A 23,674-nucleotide genomic window follows, 5' to 3' on the forward strand; every position below is an offset into this window, starting at 1 on the left:
CGCGGACCGTACGAACAACGGTGTTGCAAGATCGTCACTGCGACCCTACTCGGTGTCCGTCGTTCTTCCAGGTTGTGCGTGAATACCTCGGAGCTGTGATCACAGGTTGAGAGACCGAGCAAGTACAGGCCAAGATGCGTGGAGATCGTCCTGCCAGTAGCCCCACGAGTGGGTACCGGAGTTACGGAAACTGTAGGTAGCAGGAACATCGACGTCAGCCAGGCGGTCAGCGAGGCGGTGCGTGCAATAGTTGGTCACCGCCTCGACCGCTCCTCCGGCGTAAATTTGGCGGGCAAGCACCCCAACGTCGCCGTTGACATGCGGGCCATCAAGCCTCTCGTACGCACCCGGCAATCCATTACCGCTGGAGATGAAGAGTTCAGTACCGCGTAGTTCCGACGCGTGAAAGTAAGGATCGTTGGCTGCCCACGCGGGGTCGTACGAAGGTCCGTACAGGTTCTCGGGGTTGCCTTTTCCGTAGTTACTCATCGTTATCTTGATGAACAGCTGGCCGAGGGGATCACTGGTCGACGCGCAGCCGCTGTAGGCGGCCACACCGCGAAAGAGCCCGGGCGAAGCGATCGCGAGCTGGAGCGCAGCCGTTCCGACCCTCGACATGCCTGCGATCGCGTTCACACCGTTGGTTCCCAGTGCCGAGTCGACGATCGGCGGAAGCTCCTCTGTGATAAAGGTCTTCCATTTGTTGATCCCCATGACAGGGTCAGGGTTCTTCCAGTCTGCCCAGTAGGCGTCCTCCCCGCCTGTGGGACTGATCACATTCACGTTCTTGTCGGCCATGAACTCGACGACGTCCGTCTTCGCACGGCGGATTCCTCCGTCGAGAAAGTAAAGCGACGGACGAGGCCGGCTCGTGTCAGCGGGAAGTTGCACATGCACGGGAACACCGCGCTGCATCGACGCGGAGTACACCGAGAGCGTCAGTTCCCGGTCGTTGATACGCGTAACGTGGTCGAGCCTGGAACCATTGGCGGCACTCTGAGCTGCGAGTTCGGCCCCTGGATCGGTAACCGGAGCGGCCGAGGCTGTCACGCCGCCGACTGCGGCGCACGTGGCGATCAACGACACCACGGCGGTGGTGGCACGCAGGTGCTTACCGCACCATTCCCCGAACATGAACTAGTTACCCCTAAGTATCAAGACGATCAGCTGCCCACCTGCAGCGATCGGTACATCGTTCTCAGGTCGGAAACGTTACTGCGGCCGGTCGACGTCTGCGACTCCGAGTGCGGCTCGATGAGCAACCTACGCACTCTCACAGCTATCCTCACGACCGAGAGAGAACAGGAGCACGATTCACATGGACGCGAACGCGCCGCACGATTCGCACGGGGACGACATCCCTGCCGACGACGCCTCCTCCCCCGCAAAGGGATGGACCACGCGACGAAGAATTGTCGCCGGAGTCGGCCTCGTTGCGGTGGCATCCATCGCCTGGTTCGGCTATTCGGCGTGGGAAGTTCAGCACCACCTGACCGGCGCCCGTGACAACGCTCAACTTGCGAAGGACTCGCTTCTCGCCGGTGATGCCGAGTCCGCGCAGCGAGCGGCTGCCGAGGCGGAAGATCGTGCGTCCCAGGGCCAGGAGAATCTGCACTCGCTGCCATGGAGCGCACTCGCAGCGATACCCGGTGTCGGAACTCCGCTCGAATCAGCGCAGCAGATGTCCGACGTCGTAGTGGGCCTCACCCGTGATGTACTCACACCCGCGGTCGAGACTGGCACCGCTCTCTCACCCAAAGATCTCATCGCCGACGGCGGCAAGGTGAACCTGCAACCACTGCGCGATTCAGCTCCTGCACTCGAGCAGATTTCAGCGGACGCGAAATCCCTAGCTGACCAGGCACATCAGGTTTCCGGTGGTGGCTATCTCAGTCTTGTCGACGATGTGCGCACCCAACTTCAGACGCAGACCGACGATGTCGCGAAGTTGCTGGAAAACACGTCCATCGGCGCGAAGGTGCTTCCAGCGATGCTCGGCGCAGACGGTCCACGCAGCTACTTCATGGCGTTTCAAACCAATGCCGAAGCACGCGGTACGGGCGGCCTGGTAGGCGGATACGGCGTCATCCGGGCAACCGATGGCGCCGTGCAGGTGGACACGCTCGGCAAGAATACGGATGTGTCCTTCGAACATGAACCCCTCGATCTGGGACTCGACTACCAAGCCACGTACGGGATGTACAACCCGTCCACCGATATCCGCAACAGCAACTTCAGCTCGCATTTCCCCTACGCTGCACAGATTTGGCAGTCGATGTGGGAGCAGGAATCGGACGAGAAGATCGACGGAGCCATCGCAACAGATCCCGTCGCGCTCAGCTACATGCTGGGGGCGGTGGGCGCGATTACGATGCCGGACGGCGAGGTAGTCGACGCGAACAACGTCGTAGAACTGACTCAGTCCACCGCGTACACGCGCTTCATCACCGATGAAGCTAACTATCAGGCTGATAACGAAGCTCGCAAGGACTATCTCCAAACCATTGCCGGCAAGGTAGTGGAGAAAATGACCGGCAATATCGAAAACCCACAGCTCCTCCTGGATGCGGTCGGGAAGGCTGTGAGCGAGCGCCGTATTGCTGTCTGGAGTGCCCACCCGGATGAGCAGGCAATCATTGCCGGTACTCCGCTGGGTTACACGGTTCCCCAAGACGCTGCCCCGTACGCGGGTGTCGTGATCAACAACAATGCGGGCAACAAGCTGGACTATTACCTGAACCGCGAGATCGATTACACCGCCCAGACGTGCACCGGTGACACCCGGACGACGACGGTCACGGTCCGCCTCACGAACAACACCCCGCCAGGCGATTTCCCGCGAATCGTGGCAGGCACTTTCAAGGAGAGGCCGCTCCCGTTCGGCACCAACTTCTCGGCGGTCTCGCTGGTTTCGACGCAGGGCGCCAGCTTAAGTAAGGCCACCGTCGACGGCAAGCCTGTGTTCTCTATTCGAGGCAACGAGTTGGGACATCCAGTCTTTACCGTTCCCACCACGATCTTGCAGGGCAAGACGGTCGAATTGCGCTACGAACTCACCGAGCCCGCGGTGCCCGGTGAGGCCCGAGTTCCGGTGCAGCCGTTGGTGGATATCCCGAAGGTCACCGTCAACGTCCCCAATTGCGGGGGGTGATGCGTCGCGCGCTGACGACTCAACGTCCGATGCGTCTGCGGGCGACCACCACAGCCTTGCGGAGCAAGGCGCTCAAACCCTCGGACCGGTAGACGCGGCGCGCAGCCGCGGCTTTGCGGACCACACGGTGATGCCGGACCGTGGCCGGTAGCAGCTGCCTGCCGGTCGGTCGCTGATAGGGCTCGACGTATGCCTCGGCCTTCGAGAAGGGCTCGTCATCCACCACCGGCACCCAGTTCGTCGGCTGGCGAGCCCCTTCGCTGCGCACGTGTTCGGCTGCGGCAATCAGGTTCTCGAGATACACAGGGCCTTGGAGATGCGGGGACCAGCGCAGCAGGGCTTCCCGTCTGGCTTGCGTGCCGACGCGTCGGCGCGCTGCCACGTCGTCGAGCAGCGTCGAAATCGCCTCAGCCCATTCTTCGCTCGTCCCAGCCAGGTAACCAGTCCGGCCATGGTCGATAGCTTCGCGGAACGGCTGAGTCGGCGACGCGACCACTGGGGTTTCGACCAGAGCGGCTTCGAGCCATTTGATCGCTGACTTCGCCTCGTTGAAGAGACTGTCCTCAGTCAATGGCGCAAGACAGACGTCCACGTCACGGAGCAGTTTCGGCAGCTCGTGCCACGGGGCGAAGGGCAGGCGCTTGACGCGGTCTGCGTAGCGGTCGAGCGACGGCGTGGTCCGGAGGTGTCCGCCCAGCCAGAGTTCCACATCAGGGCGTTTGGCCATCACTGCGATGACAGCGGGCTCCACGCTCGCCCAGTCGGCATCGTGTGTTGTTGTCCCCGAGAAGTATCCGATCCGCAGTGGGCCCGGAGTGCGCTCCAGCATAAGCGCCTCGTCGCTAGCCTGCCCGAGCAATGTACCGACACCGTTCGCGAACCGCCTTGATGGCAAGCCCGTGACCGAGCTGGCGTGACGGCACAGCTCATCGGTTGAGCCGATGAACATGTCGGCTGCTTCCATCGTGGTGCGGTAACGGGCCACACCACGCCACCACAGGCTGCGCTCCTCGTCGCTGAGTGCTGCGAGTCCATGGACCTGGTTCTCGAGCTCGGGATCGAAGATGAGATCGTCCACGTCGAAGAGCACAGGTATGCGGCGGTCACGTGCCCGCACGTCGGCAATGAGTTGCTGCACCTGATGGGTTGCGGGCACGCGGTAGAAGACGACGGCGTCGGCTTCGCGGACAAGTGCCGTGAGTTCCGGGTCGCGATAGTGCCGAACCTCGACCGCGACGCCGAGCATCCTCAACGCCTCGGCGGGGAGATGGGCGCGATAGCGCAGAGGCGCGCCTTGGATACCGGTAACGAAGATCACTTTGTTCATGAGCTGGGCTGCAACGAGATTGACGACCTGGTGGTCAGTTTCGGGGTGCCTCGGCGTTGGCAATTCCATCATTTCCTCGTAGACCCGAATGAGGCCGTCCATCTGATCGTCAAGGGCACGGATCGGCGAGGCGGAACCTCGGTCCATCATGTCTCGCGCCACCGCCGGATCCGCAATGAGATGCCGCAGTGACGCTGCGAGTGCGTCGGCGTCCCCCGCCGGTACTACGAAGCCATTACGGCCGTGGTCGACGGCTTCCTCCGGTCCGGGAGCGTCCGAGCACACGACAGCCAGACCGGCAGACAATGCCTCGCGGGTGAGAATCGAGTGGGATTCGCGCGCAATTGAGGGGAGTACCAGTACGTCGTGCCCAGCCAACACCTCTTCCAGAGCCTCGGGCAAAAACGGTGACCGCAGACGGACCTGCGGTGGCAACCCAGCCGCTCCCGTATCCGCAATGCCGTACAAATCGAGCGACCATCCCGTCAGGTCGGCAAGTTGCCGTGCCGCGCATTGGATGACGTGCGAGCCCTTCAATGGATCTGGGCCGCCTGCATACATCAATCGGAGGCTGCCGTCGCCGCTGGAGCCGCTACGACGGGCGGACTTCGTCGAGGTCGCGGACAGCCCGTTTTCGTCCACCCTCAGCTTCGATGCGGGTACTCCGTTGGCTGCGAATACACGCGCTGCGCTGGCCGACGGCGCAAGTACCAGATCAGCGGTCGCAAGGTGTGGAGCCAGAGCCGCATTGCGCTTGGCCAACCATTCGTGATCGACCTGACATTTGCAGGCCCCACAGCTCACAACCAGCGCACAGGGCCGAAGGGCCTGATCAGCAAGGAACTGCCTCGCGCAGAACCACCAGAAGTCGTGCATGGTGACGACGACCTTGGCGCCGGAATCTTTCGCCGCTCGAACGAGCGAGCCGCCCAAGGTCTGCAGCGAATGTAGGTGAACGACATCAGGCCGGACTTCACCGAGCCATTTGCGGAAGTCGGCATCAACGGCGGGGTTGTCGGTGTTGTGCGGATCGGCCCAACCAGTCCACGGGGTTGTGACGATCCATCGGATCGCGACCTCGCCATCCCGGTCGGACCATGCCTTCAGGGCAGGCAACTCTGCGTCGAGATATCCCGCGTAGACGTAACTCTCGTGCCCTGCCTCCGCGACTGCGTGAGCTATGCGTTGCGGGACGAGTGTGCCTCCGCTGACAAAGTTTGGTGGGAAATGTGCCGAGACCTGGGCAACGCGCATTCGTGGAGCTTAACGGTGGACGCAGGGACAGCGCGCAACGCCACTCCAGTTCGTGCATTGACCATCCGTTCACACGATGCCGGAGCGTTGTTCTGCGATTCGGACGGTGCGCCGCACTCCACGCCACGCCCAACCAGGCATCATTCGGCTGATATACACCTCCCCTACTGACTCGCAAGTAACCGGTACTTCCACTTACGATCGACGCGAGCTGGGTGAGGTCACCGTGATGATGTGTGAGCCCTGCCAGCCACTCCCCGGGGCTCGGCGACGCTTTCCACAAGCTTTGGATCGGTGGGTTCCGGCGGCGAAAGTCAGGAATCTGCAATCCGTCACCTGCCCGCACCAACATCAGGAACGACGACACCTATGACATCCACGATCGCCGCGGCTCCCCCCCGTTGCACAGCAGCCATCCACTCACGCGCCTGGCGTTCGTCGCGTACAGGGCGTCATCTGGTCGGTCGCCTCACTCGGCGCGGTCGCATTCGTCATCCGCGGCTTCGACCGCGTTCGGCATGCGGCGCTGTGGGGCGAGGACGGCACGATCTTCCTCGAGGGCGAACACAACATCGGGCCTGCGGCGCTGCTCGACCCGTACGCTGGCTACCTTCACATTCTGCCGAGATTAATCGCCACGATTGCCGGCGTCTTGCCGATCACTGCCAGTCCCACGATCTATGCGGCAGCGGCGGTTGCTGCGTATTTGGTACTCGCATCCCTCGTCCTGTCGGATCGGATGGCGTGGCTGATCCCCAGCCCCGCCGGTCGGGCCTTCGCCTTCGTCCTCCTGTGTTTGATCCCGATCCTCGACGAGGTGTACGGAAACATCGCGAACCTGATTTTCGTCGGTGGGATCGGTCTGGCCATGCTCGTGATGAGCGGAGACCCACGCACACGGGGCGGAACGGTCGCCGAGATCGTGACTGTGCTTGTCCTTGGGTTGAGCGGCCCACTTAGTGTGATGTTCGCGCCATTCTTTATCCACCGCTGGTTCAGAAACGGGCGTACGCGACATTCGCTGCTGGTCCTTGCCACCGCGACAGTGACTGCGATCGTGCAACTCGCGGTGTATTTGAATTCGACCCGGTCGGGCACCGAGGGCAGTGGCTCGATCGGGATACTTGTGCGCACCGCGGGATATCGGGTGGGTGGCGGCTGGCTGTATGGAACCGATGACATCATCGTGGTCGACGGCATGCACCGATGGGTACAGGTAAACACCATGCTGTGGATACTCGCCGTCGGCGTGGTCACGCTTTACGCGCTTCCGAAGGTTGCGGTGGCGGCGTGGACTCTGTTCACTGTCCTCCTCGTAGCGCCAACAATGGCGTACGGTGACGTCTTCTTGTCTGGTGGTCTCATTCTCCAGCGCCATTTGATCACTCCGACGGCGATTGCACTGGTCCTGCTCGTTGCTGTGGCGTTCCAGCCGCACGCCCGCCAATGGATACGATCCATCGCAATCGGCTGCCTGCTGCTCGGCGCTGGGGCGGTCGTGTCAAGCTTCCCGCTGTATGCCCACGAAACGGAGCCGCAAATGGATCGAGTCCAGGCGTGCCTGAACTCGGACGCTCCCCGGTGCACTGTTCCCGGCCACCCCAAGGGCTGGACCACAACACTGAACGGCTGACCCCCGGTCACATGAGCCGCCGGCACGACGTGGGGACATTCGGTGGCTGAGTCCTCGTTACTACAGTCTGCGGGTGAGCCGTCCATCCACGGTGACCTCGCAGCAAAGACCGCGATTGCGACGCGGGAATCCAGCGGCACAACTCGAACGTCCCGTACAACGCGGTCCACAGCCAAGCAGCAAGAATGGTGCTAAGCACACCACCCAACTAAGCGTGAACACATGAAACGAGACGTTCGCGCTTTGGTGAAGTGTCTCGGCGGGCCTTACTCGGGATCGGCTACCTTCGGTGACTCTGCCGATGAAGTGCGGTTCCACCTATGCCAGGTTGGTATGGATGCCTTCCAAGTGAACATCCATTCCAAGACTGGCACCCGGTCGGTGAGAAGGCTTATAGCGGTGGCCCCGGCAAGGATGATTGAACCGACCAGCAAGATTAGGTGCGTCCCCTGTGTCATCGCAAGCTCCTCCGCGAACATCCAAATCGCGACGGTCATGATCGGGAAATGTAGGACGTAGAAGCGGAGCGAGTTCCGGCCTACATAACGAATCGGCGCGAGAAGTCTGGGCAGCGCCCGATCCACGTACATGACAATGACCAGTGCACCCAAATGATGCGGCCGCGACCCAGGGCAGCATCGTTGCCTCGTAGTTGAAAGTCATTTGCAACTTCAAGGCGTGGACCAACATAGCCGCGACGCCGGCCATGCCGATCCATGTCGCTGTCTGGGATGACAAGAACCGTTTGAATGCCTCTCCGTTTTCCCCGCACCACCAACCGAGAAAGAAGAAGCCGACGAGAAACGCTGCCGGATTCGTGAGTCCGGGACTACCTGCAGGGATGCAGAGCAACAAAACGGCCGCGACCGATATGACCGCAACCCTTGGAATCTTCTGCAGGGGCCAGGCAACGATGTAGAACGTCAGTAATAGTGCCAGGAACCAGGCGTAGCCAGGTGAGGCCGTGATCGCCCGCTCGACGCGCCCAGGAATATCTGACTGCCCTTGGAGCTGCGCCGCGATGACTGTATTGAGAGCAGCCCATATGAGGTACGGGTACAGAATAGTCCGCACTTTGCCGGAGAAATAGCGGTGTTCGCCTTTGGCGATCGCCTTGGGCAAGAGAAGGCCGGAGAGGAAGATCAGTAGGGGCATTCGGATTGGCGCCGCGGCCGCGTTCAGATATACGGATTCCACCGGCACGAGAATCCCACGGCCTTTGATCTCGGACACCGTATGAAACGAGATCACCGCCAGGATTGCCAGACCACGCGTTGTGTCCATCCACGTGATCCGTCGATGCGGCGAACTCGCCGTTTCGGGTCGATCCCGTGCGAGTACAGACATCGAGGGCTTCCCTTCCTTACGGCTCGCGGGCGGACCTCGCGACGCAGACGAAACCCCGCCGGCTCCTGAAGAAGTGTGGGCGGGATTTCAGCACCGAACCATCCGGCGCGACCTGATGGTAAGCGGACGAAACGGCTACCGGCGAGTCGGGTGCCGCACTCTACTTCGGCCGGACAACGGATCATGCGGCCGATCGCGGCGTAGCTCGACACTATTCGTCGGGTCCCGACCGCAAGGATCGCAGACTTTCGAGCCCTCCTTCGCTGCTGCAGCTGTGGCCACCGTTGCCGTCTTGACGGTACCGACCGGATCACTCTATGCGTCTGCGCGCAAGCCGAACTAATTTCGTCTTCTCGATGACGACACTCACGCTATCGAGCCACGCCGATGCGCGAATGGCGGACGCGTCCCACGGCGAGCAGTGTGGGTGGGCATCTTCAGTGCAAGGATGCCGTTGCAGTATCGAATTCAGCACAGTAGCGACACCTTAGACAATCAGGGGATACCAATGGACGTCACACTTTCGAAGACGACAAAGCTCGCCACGTTGGATCGAAGTGGCGGGTCTCGACTTTGTGAGTGTCACTGGCGCTGCCTCCTCGCAGCCGAACGGCCCTACACGACGGCTTGGGCGTTCACCAAAGCCTTGCCCTCAACATTATTGATGTTGACTTCTGCATCAAGATGGTCGCCGCATGTCAGAGGTCGAGTGCACACTAATCGCGCGGCTCCAGTCATCACAAATCGAGCCACGGGAAGGCAAGACCACTTCGAAGACAAGTCAATGAGAAATGGACCCCACGAACACCAACCGGCCCCTATCTGCAGGTGCGAGGTCTAGTCTGATGTCGCCCTGCTCTCTGCAGTAGTCGCCGGCGCGCCTCCGCGAACGTTGCCCGCGGCCCCTCCCGCCGGACAAACCGCAACGCCGCGACGACATCCGCCTGTAGGCGGCCAACCCAAGTCGACTCAATCTCCACCACGCTGAAGAGTGGAGACCGATCCGCATCTCTTGCTCGCCGAGGGTCCCGGCAGAACGCCAACAACGGTTCGAGGACCACCGGCCACGTGTACTGCACAGCAACACGTTCCACGTTCGCGCGGACGCGATCTCGCTCGGACTCGTCAGAGAGCAACCGTTCGAACGCATCGGCCAGGGCATCGACGTCCTCGGGTGGAACGGCGGCACCGAGGTCCTCCGACGCCACCAGATCACCAAAGGTATCGCCGGTGGTTGACACAATTGGTAAGGACGCCCACAAGTAGTCGAGTATTCGAGTGCGGAAGCTGAATGCAGTCTCGATGTGCTCGTAGTGGGCGCTGACTCCGATGTCTGCATCGAGAAGGTAATCGGCGCGACGCTCGTAGGCCACCCAATCTTCGTTGAAGAATACGTAGGTCCCGGTCAATCCCAGCTGATCGGAGAGCTCCCTCGTCCTTGTAGCCATTGCCATTTCAGGTACGTCGGGGTTCGGATGTTTCATCCCGAGGAAGTACAACCGTACGTCCGGAGCGCAGTGCCGCACCTGGTCGATCGCGCGAACAACCGTCACCGGGTCAAACCAGTTGTACACGCCCCCGCCCCAAAGAACGACTTTGCTGTCAGGGGAGATGCCCGGAACGACCCCCTTGATAGCGGGACTGTGTCGCTCTGGCCGCGATGGGGATGTGCCGAAGGGAACGACTGTAATCAGACTCCGCAACGATGGGTCCGAATCGTAGGTGTAGGGATTGATCCGACCCGCAGCGGCGAGATGCCCGAGCCAAAGGTCGCGCTGCTTCTCGGAGGCACACAGGAACAGGTCCCCGCGTGCAATTTGGGCCCCGAGTTCCCGAAGGGCGCTATTAAGGGCGGTGCGGCGTTGTTCCGCAGGCGCGTAGCGCTCAACTTCGAGAGATTCGAGATGAAAAGGATCATACAAATCCACAACGATGATCTGCGGGCAAGCCTGCAACCAGGGGAATGTAGCGGCTACAAATCCCTGAATGATAATTATGTCCGCGTTACCTACTTCAGACCGAAAGTCCGTCACTGTGACTTGACTCGTAAAGAAAGTGCCACCAACTCGATCGCACAGGCCAAAAGTAACGAGGCGCACCTCGTGCTCCGCAGCGAGCGCCGTAGAAATCTCCCAGGCGCGGATTGCCGGGCCAGCCATCCGCGCAGCGAGAGTGTCGAGAGTAACGACGAGAATCCGGCTCACGGCCGGCCTTGCGCTGAACCGAGTGGGAAGTGCCATTTCCCACCCATAGTGATGTAACCACCCGATTCAAAGGGACTGCCTCGCCCGACGTGGATACGCGCGGCGTCGCGCACACTATCGTAGACGTGCTGCGTACTCGAGTCCATCACCGAGCCATGCACCAGGAATTCACCCACGGCAAGCGGAATCGCCGGAATCGTTAAATCAACGACACCGGGCCCTTCGATGTATTCAACTGGGAATTCCAGGTCCCGCGTGTTGTTACCCCACATCAGAGTTCCGTCTCCCGCTTCGATCGAAAATCCGAAGACAGGATTATCTATCCGCCGCTCTGAAGAGTAGTAAAGCCGCAGCGTCACGGCCGAACCCGTGGGAACGAGATTCGAATAAGTCCGTCCATCGACATCTAACACTTCGACGCGATCCACCGTGGCCTCACCAGATCCCCAGTGCACCCGACCATCCGCCTCTAGTCGAATATCCGAGCGAGTCGAGTCGAGATACTTCTCCAGGACCGGCTTGGCGGGCCCAACTTCCTTGAGGTCACCGTGCTCGAGCCATGCCGCATGATCAGCCATGTTGCGAAGTTGTGGCATCGAATGCGATACGACAACGACAGTTCGCCCTTCGCGGCGAAACTGAGCGAACTTCTCAGAACACTTCTCCTGAAAACTAGCGTCGCCTACTGCAAGCACCTCGTCCACCAACAGAATCTCCGGGTCTACATTGATAGCAACCGAAAATCCTAACCGCACGTACATTCCCGAGGAATAGTTCTTGACGGGTTGGTCGATGAACTCCTCGACGCCAGAAAAGTCGACAATCTCGTCGAACTTCCGATCAATTTCCGGCCTCTTCATCCCCAGAATCGATCCATTTAGGTAGATGTTGTCCCTACCTGAAAGCTCCGGATGAAATCCAGATCCCACCTCCAACAATGCAGCAAGGCGACCGTTGGCGGTGATGGTCCCCGAATTCGGATACAGAATCTGGGCCATGCATTTCAACAAGGTCGATTTACCCGAACCGTTGTCCCCTACGAGGGCGAATGTCGAACCAGTCGGAATTTCGACCGAAATATCCCTGAGTGCCCAGAAATCTTCGTGCACTGAACGACGCCGGCGCATTACTGCACTTTTGAGGGTTTGATTCCGCTCGTGGTAGATACGGAACTTCTTGGAAACGCGGTCAACAACGACTGCGGGATGATTCATAATGCCTCGGCCAGACCCTTCTCATGGCGCTTGAAGATTGTGTACCCGATCAAGAAGGCGCCCACACTCCAAACCACACAGGCAAATGAAGTCGATAGGGCGGGCCAACGATTGTCATACAGGAGGTTCCGGAAGACCTCCGCAAATTCACCTAACGGGTTGAGCTGATAGAGATCGAAGAGCGTAAGGGAACCTACGAAAGGGCCAAATTTGTCCGACTGCTCGGCAACCATCGACGCCGGGTAGACGATAGGCGTCAAATAGAACCAAACTTGAAAGAGAATGGTGACAAAGTGTTGAGTGTCTCTAAAGTAGACATTTGCAATAGATAGCATCATCGAAACCCCGGTAGCGAACAACCACATCAAGGCCATGAATACCAGCGCGAGTGGCAGCCATGGCAGGACGTTCGCACCTAGAACCAGGAGCGCTACGAGAAGAACCACCATTTCGATCGACCAGGTAAATAGAAGCGAAAAGGAGTTCGCAATGACGAGCGCGATGCGTGGAAAGTGGACCTTCTTGATCAGGTTTTCATTTCCAACCAGCGAGATCATTCCGCCGTTCACAACGTTCGTAAAGAATGTCCAAGGCAGTAGCGCACACAAGAGCCACAGAGCAAAGACATCAAGCCCGCTCGGATCGCCCGGATCAGGCTGAACTCGAATGATGTAGGCGAAAACCACGGTGTAAACGACCATCGCGGTCAGGGGGTTCGCAAGTGACCAGAGCTGGCCGAGGGCCGTCGCTTTGTACTTTCCCTTGACTTCCCGCCGCGTGAGGTTCAGCAGCAACTCACGTGAATCGCGTAGTTCTTCTAGGATGGTCAACTGCCTGCGACTCCCTTGTCCTTCGGCTCGTGGCCCCGACGCACTTCAGGGCTAACCGTCGTCAGGTTACGGCACGGGCGACCGACGAGCTGTCCGAGGATCGCCGAACACAAGCACTGCACGGAGGTACCGGTCCGACAATCTGCAGAGTCATTGGTAGCCTCACCCTCAGGCGGGTGCAAGTTCACCACTCCGAGCACACGCGGCGCATCTGAGTTGGTGGTACCCCGACGAACTCAGAGCAGGCGCTCCACAATCCTGTCGACCTATCCACTGGCAGGATCACGATCGCAGGGACCGAGAAGGGCGACACACATCGTGTACGACGAAGAAATGCGCGCGCTGCGGGCCGACCTGGCACGCGAACGAGCTACGGGCGCGGCTTATCAGGAGCGTTTTCGTACGGCAAGTCGAGAACTCGCGGCGTCCGAGAAGCGGTACCTGGAACAGGTCGCAGAGACGGCGCGAGTGCACCAAATACTCGACGAGGTACTGAGTAGCCGGAGTTGGCGCGCGACCCGTCCGTTGCGGTGGCTGGCGCGAAAGTCCGTCTCATGAAACTTCGGTTGGTTCACGCTGGCAATGCAAACCGATTTATGCGGGACATTCTCGAGGGCATCGCCGCTGAAGCACGCCAACTGGGAGCGGATGCTCAAGTTGTCGACAACGAGTTCTCACGCGATCGAGATACCGCACATGTCGTGATTCCACACGAGTATTTCGCGACTACAGAGCCATCCCGATGGCCAGGACAGGAATCGCTGAGCCGCACAATCGCGCTCGGCGTTGAACATCCAGGGACCGACTCCTTCGAGGTTAGCGCCGCTCAATCACAACGCTGCGGCGCAATCATTGATGTGAATCTCGACTCAATGATGGAACTCAAACGCCGTGGGATCGATGTGCACCCATTTCAACTCGGATATACCGCCGAGTGGGACCGCTGGCAGGGCCAGGACCGAGAACGCAATATCGACGTCGGATACTTGGGATCGACGGACGATCGCCGAGACAAGGCGCTCGCGGGTTTCGCGCCCCTGCTCTGGGACCTAAATAGTCGAATCAGCCTTCCGACCCCTACCCCCAATTCCGGGGATCAAGCAAATTACGTAGTGGGTAAGAGAAAGTTTGAACTGTTAGCTGATACCAAAATCCTGATCAATATGCACCGACTCGCCAGCACTGCATTGGAATGGGTTCGGGTAATCGAATCGATTTCAAACGGCTGCGTTGTCGTCTCTGAACATTCGACCGACTACGAACCACTGGTACCGCAACAACACTTCCTCTCCGGCAACATTGCGAGTCTTGGCGTGCTGGCTGCGGGACTGCTCGACAACCCGGATGCCCTTCAAAGTATGCGCTCCGACGCGTACGAGTTTTTACGAACTGAACTTCCGATGCGCCCGTCTGTGGAACGTCTGCTGGATCTAGCCGTGGACCTCGTACGGTCGCCCCGACGACGTAGAACTACTGCTGAGGTGCCTACACCGAGGACTTATACACCCCCACCCCCCGGCTGGCCCACCAGTCTGTCGCAGGGCGATGTACTCGCTGCCGCTGTCCGACGTATGGAGACACAGCTTACCCAACAGCAGCGAGCGATCTCGCGATTAACTTTCGGACTTTCTCATACCGACGACTCCGACGTGGAGGTGCATCGGACACCCTCCTTCGACCAACTCACTCCGAAGATTTCGGTCACTATCACTTGCCACAACTACGCGACGGAAATCGTCGAAGCCCTCGATTCGGTCGTTGCTTGCGGAAATCTAGACCTGGAGGTTCTCGTCTACGACGATGCATCGTCCGACTCCTCCGTACAAGCGGTTGCAGATTATCTCGATGCCCATCCGGAACTTCCAGCACGCCTTGTACACGGACGCGTAAACAAGGGACTCGCAGCCGCTAGAAACGATTTGATCAAGTGGTCACGCGGCGAATACGTTTTCATCTTGGACGCCGACAACGGCATCTATCCCACCGCACTCGACCGACTCGCACGAGCACTAGACGATGATCCAGAGGCATCCTTTGCCTATTGCATCATCGCAGCGGTACGCGCGGGCCAGCCTGAACGCCTAATAAGCGCTCAGCCATGGAGTCCTGACAGGCTCAGACAAGGTAACTACATCGATGCAATGGCGATGCTTCGTCGGAGCGATGTACTGAAGTTAGGCGGCTACGATTCGCAAATGGCCGAATGGGAGGATTTTCACCTATGGGCCAGGATGGCGGAAGATGGAATGCGTGGCGCGTTTGTTCCCGAAATACTCGCGTGGTATCGGCTAACGCACCACTCGATGTCGATGAGATCAGCAGTCGACAACGCCTCGCTGTGGTCGCGAATCCGTCGAGCAGCCCCGACGGTCATGCACGATTAGCGCAGGGTTCCGTCACGAACTATCAGCGTCTCCGCAGAAGTCCCTAGATGACAATTCTCCGTACAGCGGTCAGACCCAGCGAGTATCCGAGGATATGAAGAGTCTGAATTTAGGAAGTCAAGACCCGGGTGATCCCACGCATGCGATCCGGCGACACCGGGCCAAGGGGACCACAGCATCAATGCACTACCGGACGCTGCGCCGGTACTGAATTGGAAGGTGCGCGGTTAAGCGCCGCCCAGTGGCGCACTGTTACACGGCAATCGGGTGCGCCGGCCTGCGTGCGGTGGAAGAGTGCGTGCCGTGGAAGAGGAGATCGCGAGCTGGATCGGAGACACCGATTCAGCCGTTCAGCCAACCTTGCATCTGGGCGACCGACGATCTTCAAGAGGTGACGCCAAACATGTGGGCTGGTCGCCGGGCGCCCGCTACTTTAGGTTCCTGACTCTGGAGACCGTCCTTCGAATCAGCGCGTTCGCCCGGCGCAGCGGGGAAGTCACTCGCCAACTCAATGAAGCATGAAGGTCGGCTAGAGTGCTCTGCAGATTCGTGTAGGCGCCCGTGGCCTCCTCGAGCTGTGCGTCCCGGTTCGCCAACAGCATCCGCAACTCGCTCAAAGCTTTACCGTCACCACTGCACTTCGGACGCCGAGCCAGTTCACCTTCGAGACGACTCCGTTCCTCCCGGTGACGAATCAGTTCGTCTTCGAGACGAATCAGTTCGTCTCGCCGACGACTCGATTCGGCGCTATGTCGAGCCAGTTCCTTCCGGTGGAGAGCCAAATCGTCATTGTGGCGAGCAAGATCGAGTTTGTGATACTCCAGCGCTCGGTACATCTCTCGGTGGAGCGCATTGAACGCGGCGAGACGACGGCACTGGGCATCAGACAACTGTTTCGTACTGGCGCTGCGTATCTCCGGACTCTGCAATAGAGTGTCGATCTGCGTCGAAAGACGCCATCTATTTATAAACTTCGACCGATTATCTCTCACAAATTGCGCAGCGTCGACGTATCCACCCAACAGTTCGTCGGTGATAAGGTCGCCGCCCACGAAGCGTTTTGTCGACCTGCCGGAAAAATTATAGAAAGCTTCTCGATCAAAAGTCTCCGGGGTCAACCATCCCTCGCCGCCGAAGTGATCGTAAATATAACAAGGGATCCCCATCGATAAGGAATATTGAACAGTCTTGCCAATCGTTAGGACCGCATCGAAGCCCATGAGCGCATCTGGTCTGACGCGCTCCACGCGGGACCGGTCGCCGAGCATCTCAACCACAATTCCCTCGTCGCGGAGGTGGTCACGAGCAGCCAGAACCTCAATGGGTGGATGGTTGCTCACGATAAGGAGCCGCCGAAGCGCGGGGGGTCGACGCGCCGACTCGGCGTCCCCGAAACGATCTGGGCTGGGATTGTCGAATACTCTAATCTGAGATTCCTCAATATTAAACGACTTCACCACTTCGCGAACTTCACCCGAAACAACCGTCGATAAATCTGCGAGCTTTGACTCGATATCTGACAAAATCGGTAATTCTAGAGGCACATGGGAAGACATATGGTGCCAAACCACCGGAGAACCGATGCCATCGTGAAGCATGTGAATAATTGGAGGCGGAAGAACGCAGTGCTGGATCCAGATCAAATCATATGAATAGTCGTACCCGGCATAGGGATCTTCTTCTATTCGAAGCCTATCCTGTCCATCCAACCTCGAGACTTCCGTTGCTATGGGCGGCAGATATAGGTTCGTGTATAAGTCGACGTGCCACCCCAGCGATAGAAAATGCTCGACCAACTCTAACGCAACCAATTCCGATCCTTTAATTTCACAAAATTGGTTGGTCGTAATCAGTATACGTTTTATCGGCAAGTGCGTTGTCATTTCTAAGGTTTCCTCCCCCTGAATTTTCAAACCATTGCACTAGGTGCAGAATCGACCGAGGGCCCTCTTTCAAACCCCGATGCACACTGCCCGAAGCGAGTGCTCGGACTTCCACCACGCCCGACACGTAGACACTCACGATCTGAAGACGACTTGCCCTGTCCGGTCTGCCGGATGAAGAACAGAAGTCTGGCGTTTGTCGTAACGTGCAGCACGAAAGCCACGTTACCGCTGATTACGACCGATGTGTCGTCCGCAATGGATTGGGTGCTCCACCAAAGACGGACAGAGAAGCATCGGCGCAGGTGGTCTGGCGAGTCGCGTTCGCTTCTGGCAACTTCGGGAACCGACTTAGGTCAGGCGGCGGCGCTTGTGACCACTAACGACGCCGTTTCGATGCCAACTGCCGACACTCTCTGACTGGCATCACGACGTGGCACGACACTTACGATGGCGCCCATATCTCCGACACCGGTTAGACTCCGACCTGCTAAGTCGGAATACATGCAACCCGTAGGAACGAGGTCGGGTTCCCATCTGAAAGGTGGCTATGAGCAAGTCGGTCGCCATACTCGGCACCCGGGGTTATCCCAGCTACTATGGCGGTTTCGAGACGCTCGTGCGCGTTCTGGCGCCGTATCTGGTCGACCAGGGGTGGGATGTCACCGTCTACGGGCATGCAGGATCAACGAAGGTGGACGATCCGCACGCCGATCCCCGGGTTCGCACTTTGGTGACTTCAGGGTGGGAATCCAAGTCACTCAGCACTCTCTCCTACGGCCTCACCTCCACAGCGCGTGCAGCTCGGGAGCGTCCTGATGTCGCGTTGATCATGAATGTGGCCAACGGCTACTGGTTGCCATTACTGAAAGCCCGCGGGATTCCGACAGCGCTCAACGTGGACGGCATCGAATGGGAGCGTGCTAAATGGGGGCGACTGGCTAAGAACACGTTCCGGGGAGGTGCACGAATGACAGCGCTGCTCGCGGACCGCCTCATATTCGACTCCTCGGCAATTGCCGGCAGGTGGTCAGCCGACTTCAACCGGGACGGCGACTTCATTCCCTACGGTGGCACGACGCCCGCGACGCTGGCGCCGGTCGAAGGACTCGCCACCGGACCCTACGCACTGATGATTGCCCGATTCGTTCCGGAGAACACCGTCGCAGAGTTCTTTGAAGCTGCCGAGCGACTCAGCGACAAGTGGGACGTGGTTATCGTCGGAAGCACCGGTCATGGTGGCGAATTCGACTCCGCCGCTCGACGCCTCGCCGACAGCTCTCCAAGGATCCACTGGCTCGGGCATATCAGTGATGACAATAAGTTGTTCGCGCTGTGGCAGCACGCAGGCGTGTACTTCCACGGACACAGCGTTGGCGGTACCAACCCGGCGCTCGTCCAAGCGATGGCGTGTGGAGCGCCCATCGTGGCACGAGACACGGTGTACAACCGGGAAGTACTCGGTGATGCTGGGACTTTCGTCGACCCCGACGGGGCAGCGATAGCGAAAGCACTCGACCAAACGCTGTCAGACCCACAGCGCCAAACAGACCTGCGGAACCGCGCATACAGGCGCCAGAAGGCCAACTATACGTGGGAGCAAGTCTGTAACAGCTATGAGCGCTCCCTACTCGACATTGCCCGAGAGGTAAGTCCGCAGCAGTCGGTGTAGCGTCAGTTCCCTTCGGAGTTCCGGGTCGACTGCGCGTCCACGCAGGCACACCGACAAGTCGAACAACTTCCGAGCCGCACGGTACGGCTTAGCAGCACTTTCGCTCAGATGCTGGCCACCAGGCTTGTTCGTTCGTGTGCGCATCCCAACAACCTGAGCGGGATACACCCTGTAATTGATCACAGGACGAACATCGACGTCCAGAGCGCCGAGCGCTGCTGCGGCCAAGGAAAGCCACCGGTCGTGCAGCCATCCCGCTGGGATCGGCAGGCCTTGCGGAACGAGGTTGCGGTCGAGCATCATCGCCGCACCCGTAGCCATCGGCGCCCGGAGAATGGACCGCAGTCGCAATCGATCGCTCGCGGAAGTCCATGTGCCCAACACCGGAAAGCTGTCCCGCAGCGTCAGGCCCGTAGGCGTGCCATCCTCGTCTATCAGGCGACCGTTCCCGACCGTCAACAGTGCGCCGGTCGACAACAATCGGTCGCGTTGGCGCGTGAGACGGTCGGGTTCCCACACGTCATCCTGATCCGACAATGCAATGAACCGGTAATTGGATGCGGCTTCGATCCCGGCGGCGAAGTTTGCGGCGATTCGTGTGAACAGATCGGAACTCGGCGTCCGGTCCGCGTCCTCAACGATCTCGACTCGGGGGCCGCCCCGCTCCGCGACGTACCCGACTACGAATTCCCTCGACCCGTCGGAGGAATGGTCATCAACAACAAAGATGACCTCGGGGCGCATGACCTGCTCGAGCATTGAATCAACCTGCTCTCGCAGGAATGTCATCCCGTTGTGAGTCACCAAGACTACCGCTACCCCGTCGTGAGATTCGTGACTGCCCAGATCACTTGATCGCACAGCGAGCCTCGGACCGAGGCGTCCTCGCACGAAATCCAGAACTCCGCGTCCTGTTGCACGCAGATTGTCGAGGCGATGCTGCTCGATGGTGAGCGAAAGGATCGTCGACACGATCAACCGCCGCAGAGAGATCAGTAGCCAGCGTATTTCCGTGCGCCCGTAGCGGCGAAACATCAGAAGGCGGTTCCGTGTGATGTAGTAGCGCCTCGAGGCAGAGTGGTCCGTCGACGACACCCGTCGACCGAGAATGCGGATCGAGTTTCCGCTCCCGATTGGGTGAGCGATTCGTATTCGCTCGTCAACATAGACACCGAAGCCACCAGCGCGAAGCCGGAGGCAGAGGTCGGTATCGACACAGTCGATGACCAACGACTCGTCCGCCAACCCGACATCACGAAGTGCCCCGGCGCTGAAGACGGCTGCCGACTGAATGATCTCGTACGTTTCACAGAGGTCGGCAGCCACGGAACGGTGGTATCTCATTCCGTTCACCGTCCCTGGGCCGACTGCCCCCCACTTCCCTGGCGCCATGGCGTCGAGTTTGTCGATCGAGCCATTCAACAACGCAATAACACCTTCGTCGACAGTCGTGTCTTGGTCCAGGGTGAGGATGCACTCGGCACCAGCGTCCATCGCGCGCACAAACCCGAGATTCAAGCTGTGCGCTATACCGCTGTTCGAAGCCTTCGTGACGACAGTGACATTGTCACAGTTCGCCAACCGTTCATAGAGTTCGTCCGCGTGCGTCCGACTCGCGTCGTCGACGACGAACACCATTCGAACAGCACGCGACACCGCGATGATGCGGTCGACGACGTCGGACGGCGGGTTGTAGCAGGCGAATACCGCAGCGTCGATCCCCGGACTAATCACGCGCGCGGTTCAGTACGCGCCGTGGCCGGCGAGGACGGCCCGCAATGTCTTGGTGACAATCAGTACATCGCCCACCATGGACCAGTTGTCGACGTACGACAAGTCAAGCCGCACGGTCTCTTCCCACGACAGGTCCGACCTTCCACTCACCTGCCAGAGGCCTGTAATACCCGGTTTCACCAGTAATCGGCGATGAACGTTGCCATCGTAGGAATCGAACTCCGACCGCAAAGGCGGACGGGGCCCGACGACGCTCATCTCACGCCGCAGCACATTGATGAATTGCGGCAACTCGTCGATGCTGTACTTACGCAGGAACTTGCCGACCTTCGTCACGCGCGGGTCATCCCGAAGTTTGAACAGCACACCCGCACCCTCGTTCCGCGAACGCAGCGAAGCTGCCAATCTGTCGGCCCCGTGAACCATGGATCGAAACTTGAGCATCTGGAACGGCTCGCCATCCAGACCCATGCGTTCGGACTTGTAGAAGACAGGACCACTACTGGTCAACTTCACTGCTAGTGCCGCTGCGATCATCAGCGGACTGATGATGATCAATGCGACCGCAGCGAATGCGATGTCGAACGACGTCTTAGCGAAACTCTGGGCTCCGTGGTAACGGGGCTTCTCCACGTGAATCAACGGCAAACCTGCCACCGGACGCATCGAGAGCCGCGGACCGGAGACGTCCATCATGCCCGGTGCGACCACCAGGTCGGCGTCGGACAACTCCAGGTCCCAGGCGAGTTCCCTCATGCCGAGGTGCCCGAGATGTTCGGTTGCCGTCACTGCAACGGTGTCCGCGCCACAGAACTTCAGCGCGTCCACGACGTCGTCTTCGTCGCCGAGCACCGGAATGTCGCGCCCACCCACGGTGATCGTCTCGCCTGGCCGACCGGTGAAGCTCGGAACACATGCTCCGACAACGTAATATCCGTCTGCAGTTCCTTTTTCGAAGGATTCAGCGAGTGCTCGAACGGCGTGACGCGCTCCGACTGCCAGAACCGAGGTTTGACAGGCACCGCGCGCACGCTTGTGATTGATGACCCTGCGCCAAACCCAGCGATTGAGAAGAAGGCCTAGCAAACCCATGGGAAGGGCGATCGCGAGGTACAGGCGGGCAAGATCGAGACGAAAGAGGAGAGCGGTAATCGCGATGACACCGAACAGCCTGATGGTGGCGGAAGCGATCCGTCGATACTCCTCGGGTCCCCCACCGATCACCCGGGGCGATCGGGTGTGGAACACCGACAGCATCCCTAGCCACAAGGCTAGGAGCGCGATGGAGATGAGGCTGTAGCTGACGTTGTCGAGAGTCTTCGATTCAACCAGTGCACTCGCGTCGCCGAAACGGAGAATCTGCGCTGTCATGACGGCGACCCCCACCACAACCGCATCAGTTGCGACGAGTCCCTTGATGTAGGAGGACTGCCAGACCCGTCGCGGGTGTCCACGCGGGGCCGAATCAGTACTCGACCACGAGTCACTCGGGAGAGTCTCCTCATCGAGCGCCGTACTGCGCGCCACCACTGCATTGCCTCCGCTGCCGAGCCTGGATTCACCGGCAGACATCGGAGGGTCAGCCCTCAACCGGTCGTGGACCACAAGCCACGCCCTACTGCCATTGCGATTATCCCCTCTCGCCTCGAAAGCGTTACAGCGATGTGTGATTGTTCACCACAGCGCCGAGATACCTGCGAGTAACGAAAAAATATGCTCCGCCACCCAGTTGGCGAGCGGGCACACCCCTCATCCCGGGACGTTATCAGGGGGTCCGATTTGTGTCTCAGCATCGAACGGCCAACCGGCCCGCATCTAGCGCGTGACCTGCACAAAGTAAGAATCCGAATAACCTTCGGGATTACCGGCCAGAATGACAAGACTGAAGGACTGCCGTTACCTCGAAATCCTCTCGGAAATTCCGAATAACCTGGCCAAAACAAACCCAAAACCCGCTATTGCGAGAATTATATATATGGACGCCTGTTCAACTGGATGATAGGCCTCTCGATAACGAGGGCACAGAAACCGCCTTCCCCTTCGACGCAAATAGACGATTCCGAGAATGGCATCTCAGGGTCATACGCCCGCAGATGACAACGACGTCGGTTCACCCATCGAGGGATCCATCCGCGAAACTGAAGGCGCGAATCATCTAAGGCAGATCGCGTCCCCGCTCGAGAAGCTCGATCAGATACGCCCCGTATCCGGACTTGAGCAGCACCTCTGCCCGAACCCGCAGCTCGTCGTCGGAGATGAAACCCTGCCGCCACGCGACCTCTTCGGGAGCACCGATTTTCAGCCCCTGCCTGTGCTCGATGGTGCGGACGTAGTTCGAGGCTTCGAGCAGTGAATCGAACGTTCCCGTGTCGAGCCAGGCCGTTCCACGCGGCAAGACCTCTACGTTCAACCGGTCCTGTTCGAGGTACACGCGATTGACATCGGTGATTTCGTACTCGCCGCGGTCCGACGGACGGAGGTTCTTGGCAATCTCGACGACGTCATTGTCGTAGAAGTACAAGCCCGGCACCGCGAAGTTCGACTTCGGAGTCGCCGGCTTCTCCTCCAGCGAGAGCGCCCGGCCTCGGTCGTCGAATTCGACGACGCCGTACGCAGAAGGATCGGCCACCCAGTAGGCAAAGATGGAGCCGCCGTCCAGGTGATCGAACCTGCCCAGCTGGTGTCCGAGTCCGGCACCGTAGAAGATGTTGTCGCCGAGGACCAGTGCTGCCGCCTCGCTGCCGATGTGATCGGCACCGAGCACGAACGCCTGCGCGAGCCCGTTTGGCTGCTGCTGCACGCTGTACGTGAGATTCAGGCCGAACTGGGACCCGTCCCCCAGCAGACGGAAGAATTGGTCGGCATCGTGCGGTGTTGTGATCACCAAGATGTCACGGATCCCCGCCAGCATCAGCGTGGTGAGCGGGTAGTAGATCATCGGCTTGTCGTACACCGGCACCAATTGCTTACTGGTTCCGATGGTGATCGGGTGGAGGCGAGTACCGGAACCACCGGCGAGAATGATCCCCTTCATTCTCGCG

Annotated in this window: 15 protein-coding genes; 4 read left to right on the forward strand and 11 right to left on the reverse strand. The window is 59.5% G+C overall.

The window, feature by feature from the left end; translation table 11 throughout:
- Positions 1–99: 99 nt before the first annotated feature.
- Positions 100–1,134: an alpha/beta hydrolase gene (locus GO592_RS22610; RefSeq protein WP_007300769.1), complete on the reverse strand. Its 1,035-nt coding sequence runs from the start codon at positions 1,132–1,134 to the stop codon at positions 100–102.
- 184 nt (positions 1,135–1,318) lie between these two features.
- Between GO592_RS22610 and GO592_RS22615 the strand changes: the two genes are divergently transcribed.
- On the forward strand, positions 1,319–3,151 hold the full coding sequence (locus GO592_RS22615) for a DUF4012 domain-containing protein (protein ID WP_007300770.1): 1,833 nt from the start codon (positions 1,319–1,321) through the stop codon (positions 3,149–3,151).
- Between the two features lie 19 nt (positions 3,152–3,170).
- Here GO592_RS22615 and GO592_RS22620 read toward each other — a convergent pair whose 3' ends face one another.
- Both GO592_RS22620 and GO592_RS22625 read right to left on the reverse strand, forming a co-directional pair.
- Positions 3,171–5,732 (reverse strand): glycosyltransferase, encoded by a 2,562-nt coding sequence (locus tag GO592_RS22620; RefSeq protein WP_007300771.1) that lies wholly within the window; start codon positions 5,730–5,732, stop codon positions 3,171–3,173.
- Positions 5,733–6,201: 469 nt separating this feature from the next.
- Positions 6,202–6,348 carry a hypothetical protein gene (locus tag GO592_RS22625; RefSeq protein WP_202714976.1) on the reverse strand — a complete coding sequence of 49 codons (147 nt, stop codon included), beginning with the start codon at positions 6,346–6,348 and terminating at the stop codon, positions 6,202–6,204.
- Between the two features lie 36 nt (positions 6,349–6,384).
- Between GO592_RS22625 and GO592_RS22630 the strand changes: the two genes are divergently transcribed.
- Entirely contained in the window at positions 6,385–7,365 is a 981-nt protein-coding gene (locus tag GO592_RS22630) for a hypothetical protein (protein WP_007300772.1), read from the forward strand.
- Positions 7,366–7,683: 318 nt separating this feature from the next.
- Here GO592_RS22630 and GO592_RS22635 read toward each other — a convergent pair whose 3' ends face one another.
- From GO592_RS22635 to GO592_RS22650, 4 genes are all read right to left on the reverse strand, one after another.
- The gene (locus GO592_RS22635) at positions 7,684–8,649 is read right to left on the reverse strand and encodes an acyltransferase family protein (RefSeq protein ID WP_157234346.1); all 966 of its coding nucleotides are present in this window, start codon (positions 8,647–8,649) and stop codon (positions 7,684–7,686) included.
- 881 nt (positions 8,650–9,530) lie between these two features.
- Complete coding sequence (locus GO592_RS22640; RefSeq protein ID WP_007300774.1) at positions 9,531–10,916, reverse strand: glycosyltransferase family 4 protein; 1,386 nt, start codon at positions 10,914–10,916, stop codon at positions 9,531–9,533.
- Positions 10,913–12,130 (reverse strand): ABC transporter ATP-binding protein, encoded by a 1,218-nt coding sequence (locus GO592_RS22645; protein WP_039952868.1) that lies wholly within the window; start codon positions 12,128–12,130, stop codon positions 10,913–10,915. The genes GO592_RS22640 and GO592_RS22645 overlap by 4 nt, the downstream gene beginning before the upstream one ends.
- A complete protein-coding gene (locus GO592_RS22650; RefSeq protein WP_007300776.1) occupies positions 12,127–12,960 on the reverse strand; it encodes an ABC transporter permease in 834 nt (277 codons plus the stop codon). Before GO592_RS22650 ends, GO592_RS22645 begins: the two co-directional genes overlap by 4 nt.
- 554 nt (positions 12,961–13,514) lie before the next feature.
- On the opposite strand from GO592_RS22650, the gene GO592_RS22655 reads away from it, so the two are divergent.
- Entirely contained in the window at positions 13,515–15,344 is a 1,830-nt protein-coding gene (locus GO592_RS22655) for a glycosyltransferase family 2 protein (RefSeq protein ID WP_157234348.1), read from the forward strand.
- Between the two features lie 428 nt (positions 15,345–15,772).
- On the opposite strand, the gene GO592_RS22660 is transcribed toward GO592_RS22655, so the two are convergent.
- Positions 15,773–17,227 (reverse strand): hypothetical protein, encoded by a 1,455-nt coding sequence (locus GO592_RS22660; protein ID WP_157234349.1) that lies wholly within the window; start codon positions 17,225–17,227, stop codon positions 15,773–15,775.
- Between the two features lie 550 nt (positions 17,228–17,777).
- On the opposite strand from GO592_RS22660, the gene GO592_RS22665 reads away from it, so the two are divergent.
- A complete protein-coding gene (locus GO592_RS22665; RefSeq protein ID WP_007300779.1) occupies positions 17,778–18,899 on the forward strand; it encodes a glycosyltransferase in 1,122 nt (373 codons plus the stop codon).
- On the opposite strand, the gene GO592_RS22670 is transcribed toward GO592_RS22665, so the two are convergent.
- From GO592_RS22670 to rfbA, 3 genes are all read right to left on the reverse strand, one after another.
- Entirely contained in the window at positions 18,855–20,633 is a 1,779-nt protein-coding gene (locus GO592_RS22670; protein ID WP_007300780.1) for a glycosyltransferase, read from the reverse strand. The two genes, GO592_RS22665 and GO592_RS22670, sit on opposite strands and share 45 nt — an antisense overlap.
- 9 nt (positions 20,634–20,642) lie before the next feature.
- Entirely contained in the window at positions 20,643–22,205 is a 1,563-nt protein-coding gene (locus GO592_RS22675) for a sugar transferase (RefSeq protein WP_082325046.1), read from the reverse strand.
- Between the two features lie 583 nt (positions 22,206–22,788).
- Entirely contained in the window at positions 22,789–23,667 is an 879-nt protein-coding gene (rfbA, locus tag GO592_RS22680) for a glucose-1-phosphate thymidylyltransferase RfbA (RefSeq protein WP_007300782.1), read from the reverse strand.
- Between the last annotated feature and the right edge of the window lie 7 nt (positions 23,668–23,674).

Source organism: Rhodococcus sp. 21391 (assembly GCF_016772255.1).
GTDB classification, from domain to species: domain Bacteria; phylum Actinomycetota; class Actinomycetes; order Mycobacteriales; family Mycobacteriaceae; genus Rhodococcus_F; species Rhodococcus_F opacus.

Excerpts from the sequence above, each read along its gene's own strand:
- GO592_RS22645 (WP_039952868.1), bottom strand. The coding sequence starts at position 12,130 with ATGAATCATCCCGCAGTCGTTGTTGACCGCGTTTCCAAGAAGTTCCGT.
- GO592_RS22660 (WP_157234349.1), bottom strand. The coding sequence starts at position 17,227 with ATGACAACGCACTTGCCGATAAAACGTATACTGATTACGACCAACCAA.
- GO592_RS22620 (WP_007300771.1), bottom strand. The coding sequence starts at position 5,732 with ATGCGCGTTGCCCAGGTCTCGGCACATTTCCCACCAAACTTTGTCAGC.
- GO592_RS22655 (WP_157234348.1), top strand. The coding sequence starts at position 13,515 with ATGAAACTTCGGTTGGTTCACGCTGGCAATGCAAACCGATTTATGCGG.
- rfbA (WP_007300782.1), bottom strand. The coding sequence starts at position 23,667 with ATGAAGGGGATCATTCTCGCCGGTGGTTCCGGTACTCGCCTCCACCCG.
- GO592_RS22675 (WP_082325046.1), bottom strand. The coding sequence starts at position 22,205 with ATGTCTGCCGGTGAATCCAGGCTCGGCAGCGGAGGCAATGCAGTGGTG.
- GO592_RS22615 (WP_007300770.1), top strand. The coding sequence starts at position 1,319 with ATGGACGCGAACGCGCCGCACGATTCGCACGGGGACGACATCCCTGCC.
- GO592_RS22635 (WP_157234346.1), bottom strand. The coding sequence starts at position 8,649 with ATGGACACAACGCGTGGTCTGGCAATCCTGGCGGTGATCTCGTTTCAT.
- GO592_RS22610 (WP_007300769.1), bottom strand. The coding sequence starts at position 1,134 with ATGTTCGGGGAATGGTGCGGTAAGCACCTGCGTGCCACCACCGCCGTG.
- GO592_RS22665 (WP_007300779.1), top strand. The coding sequence starts at position 17,778 with ATGAGCAAGTCGGTCGCCATACTCGGCACCCGGGGTTATCCCAGCTAC.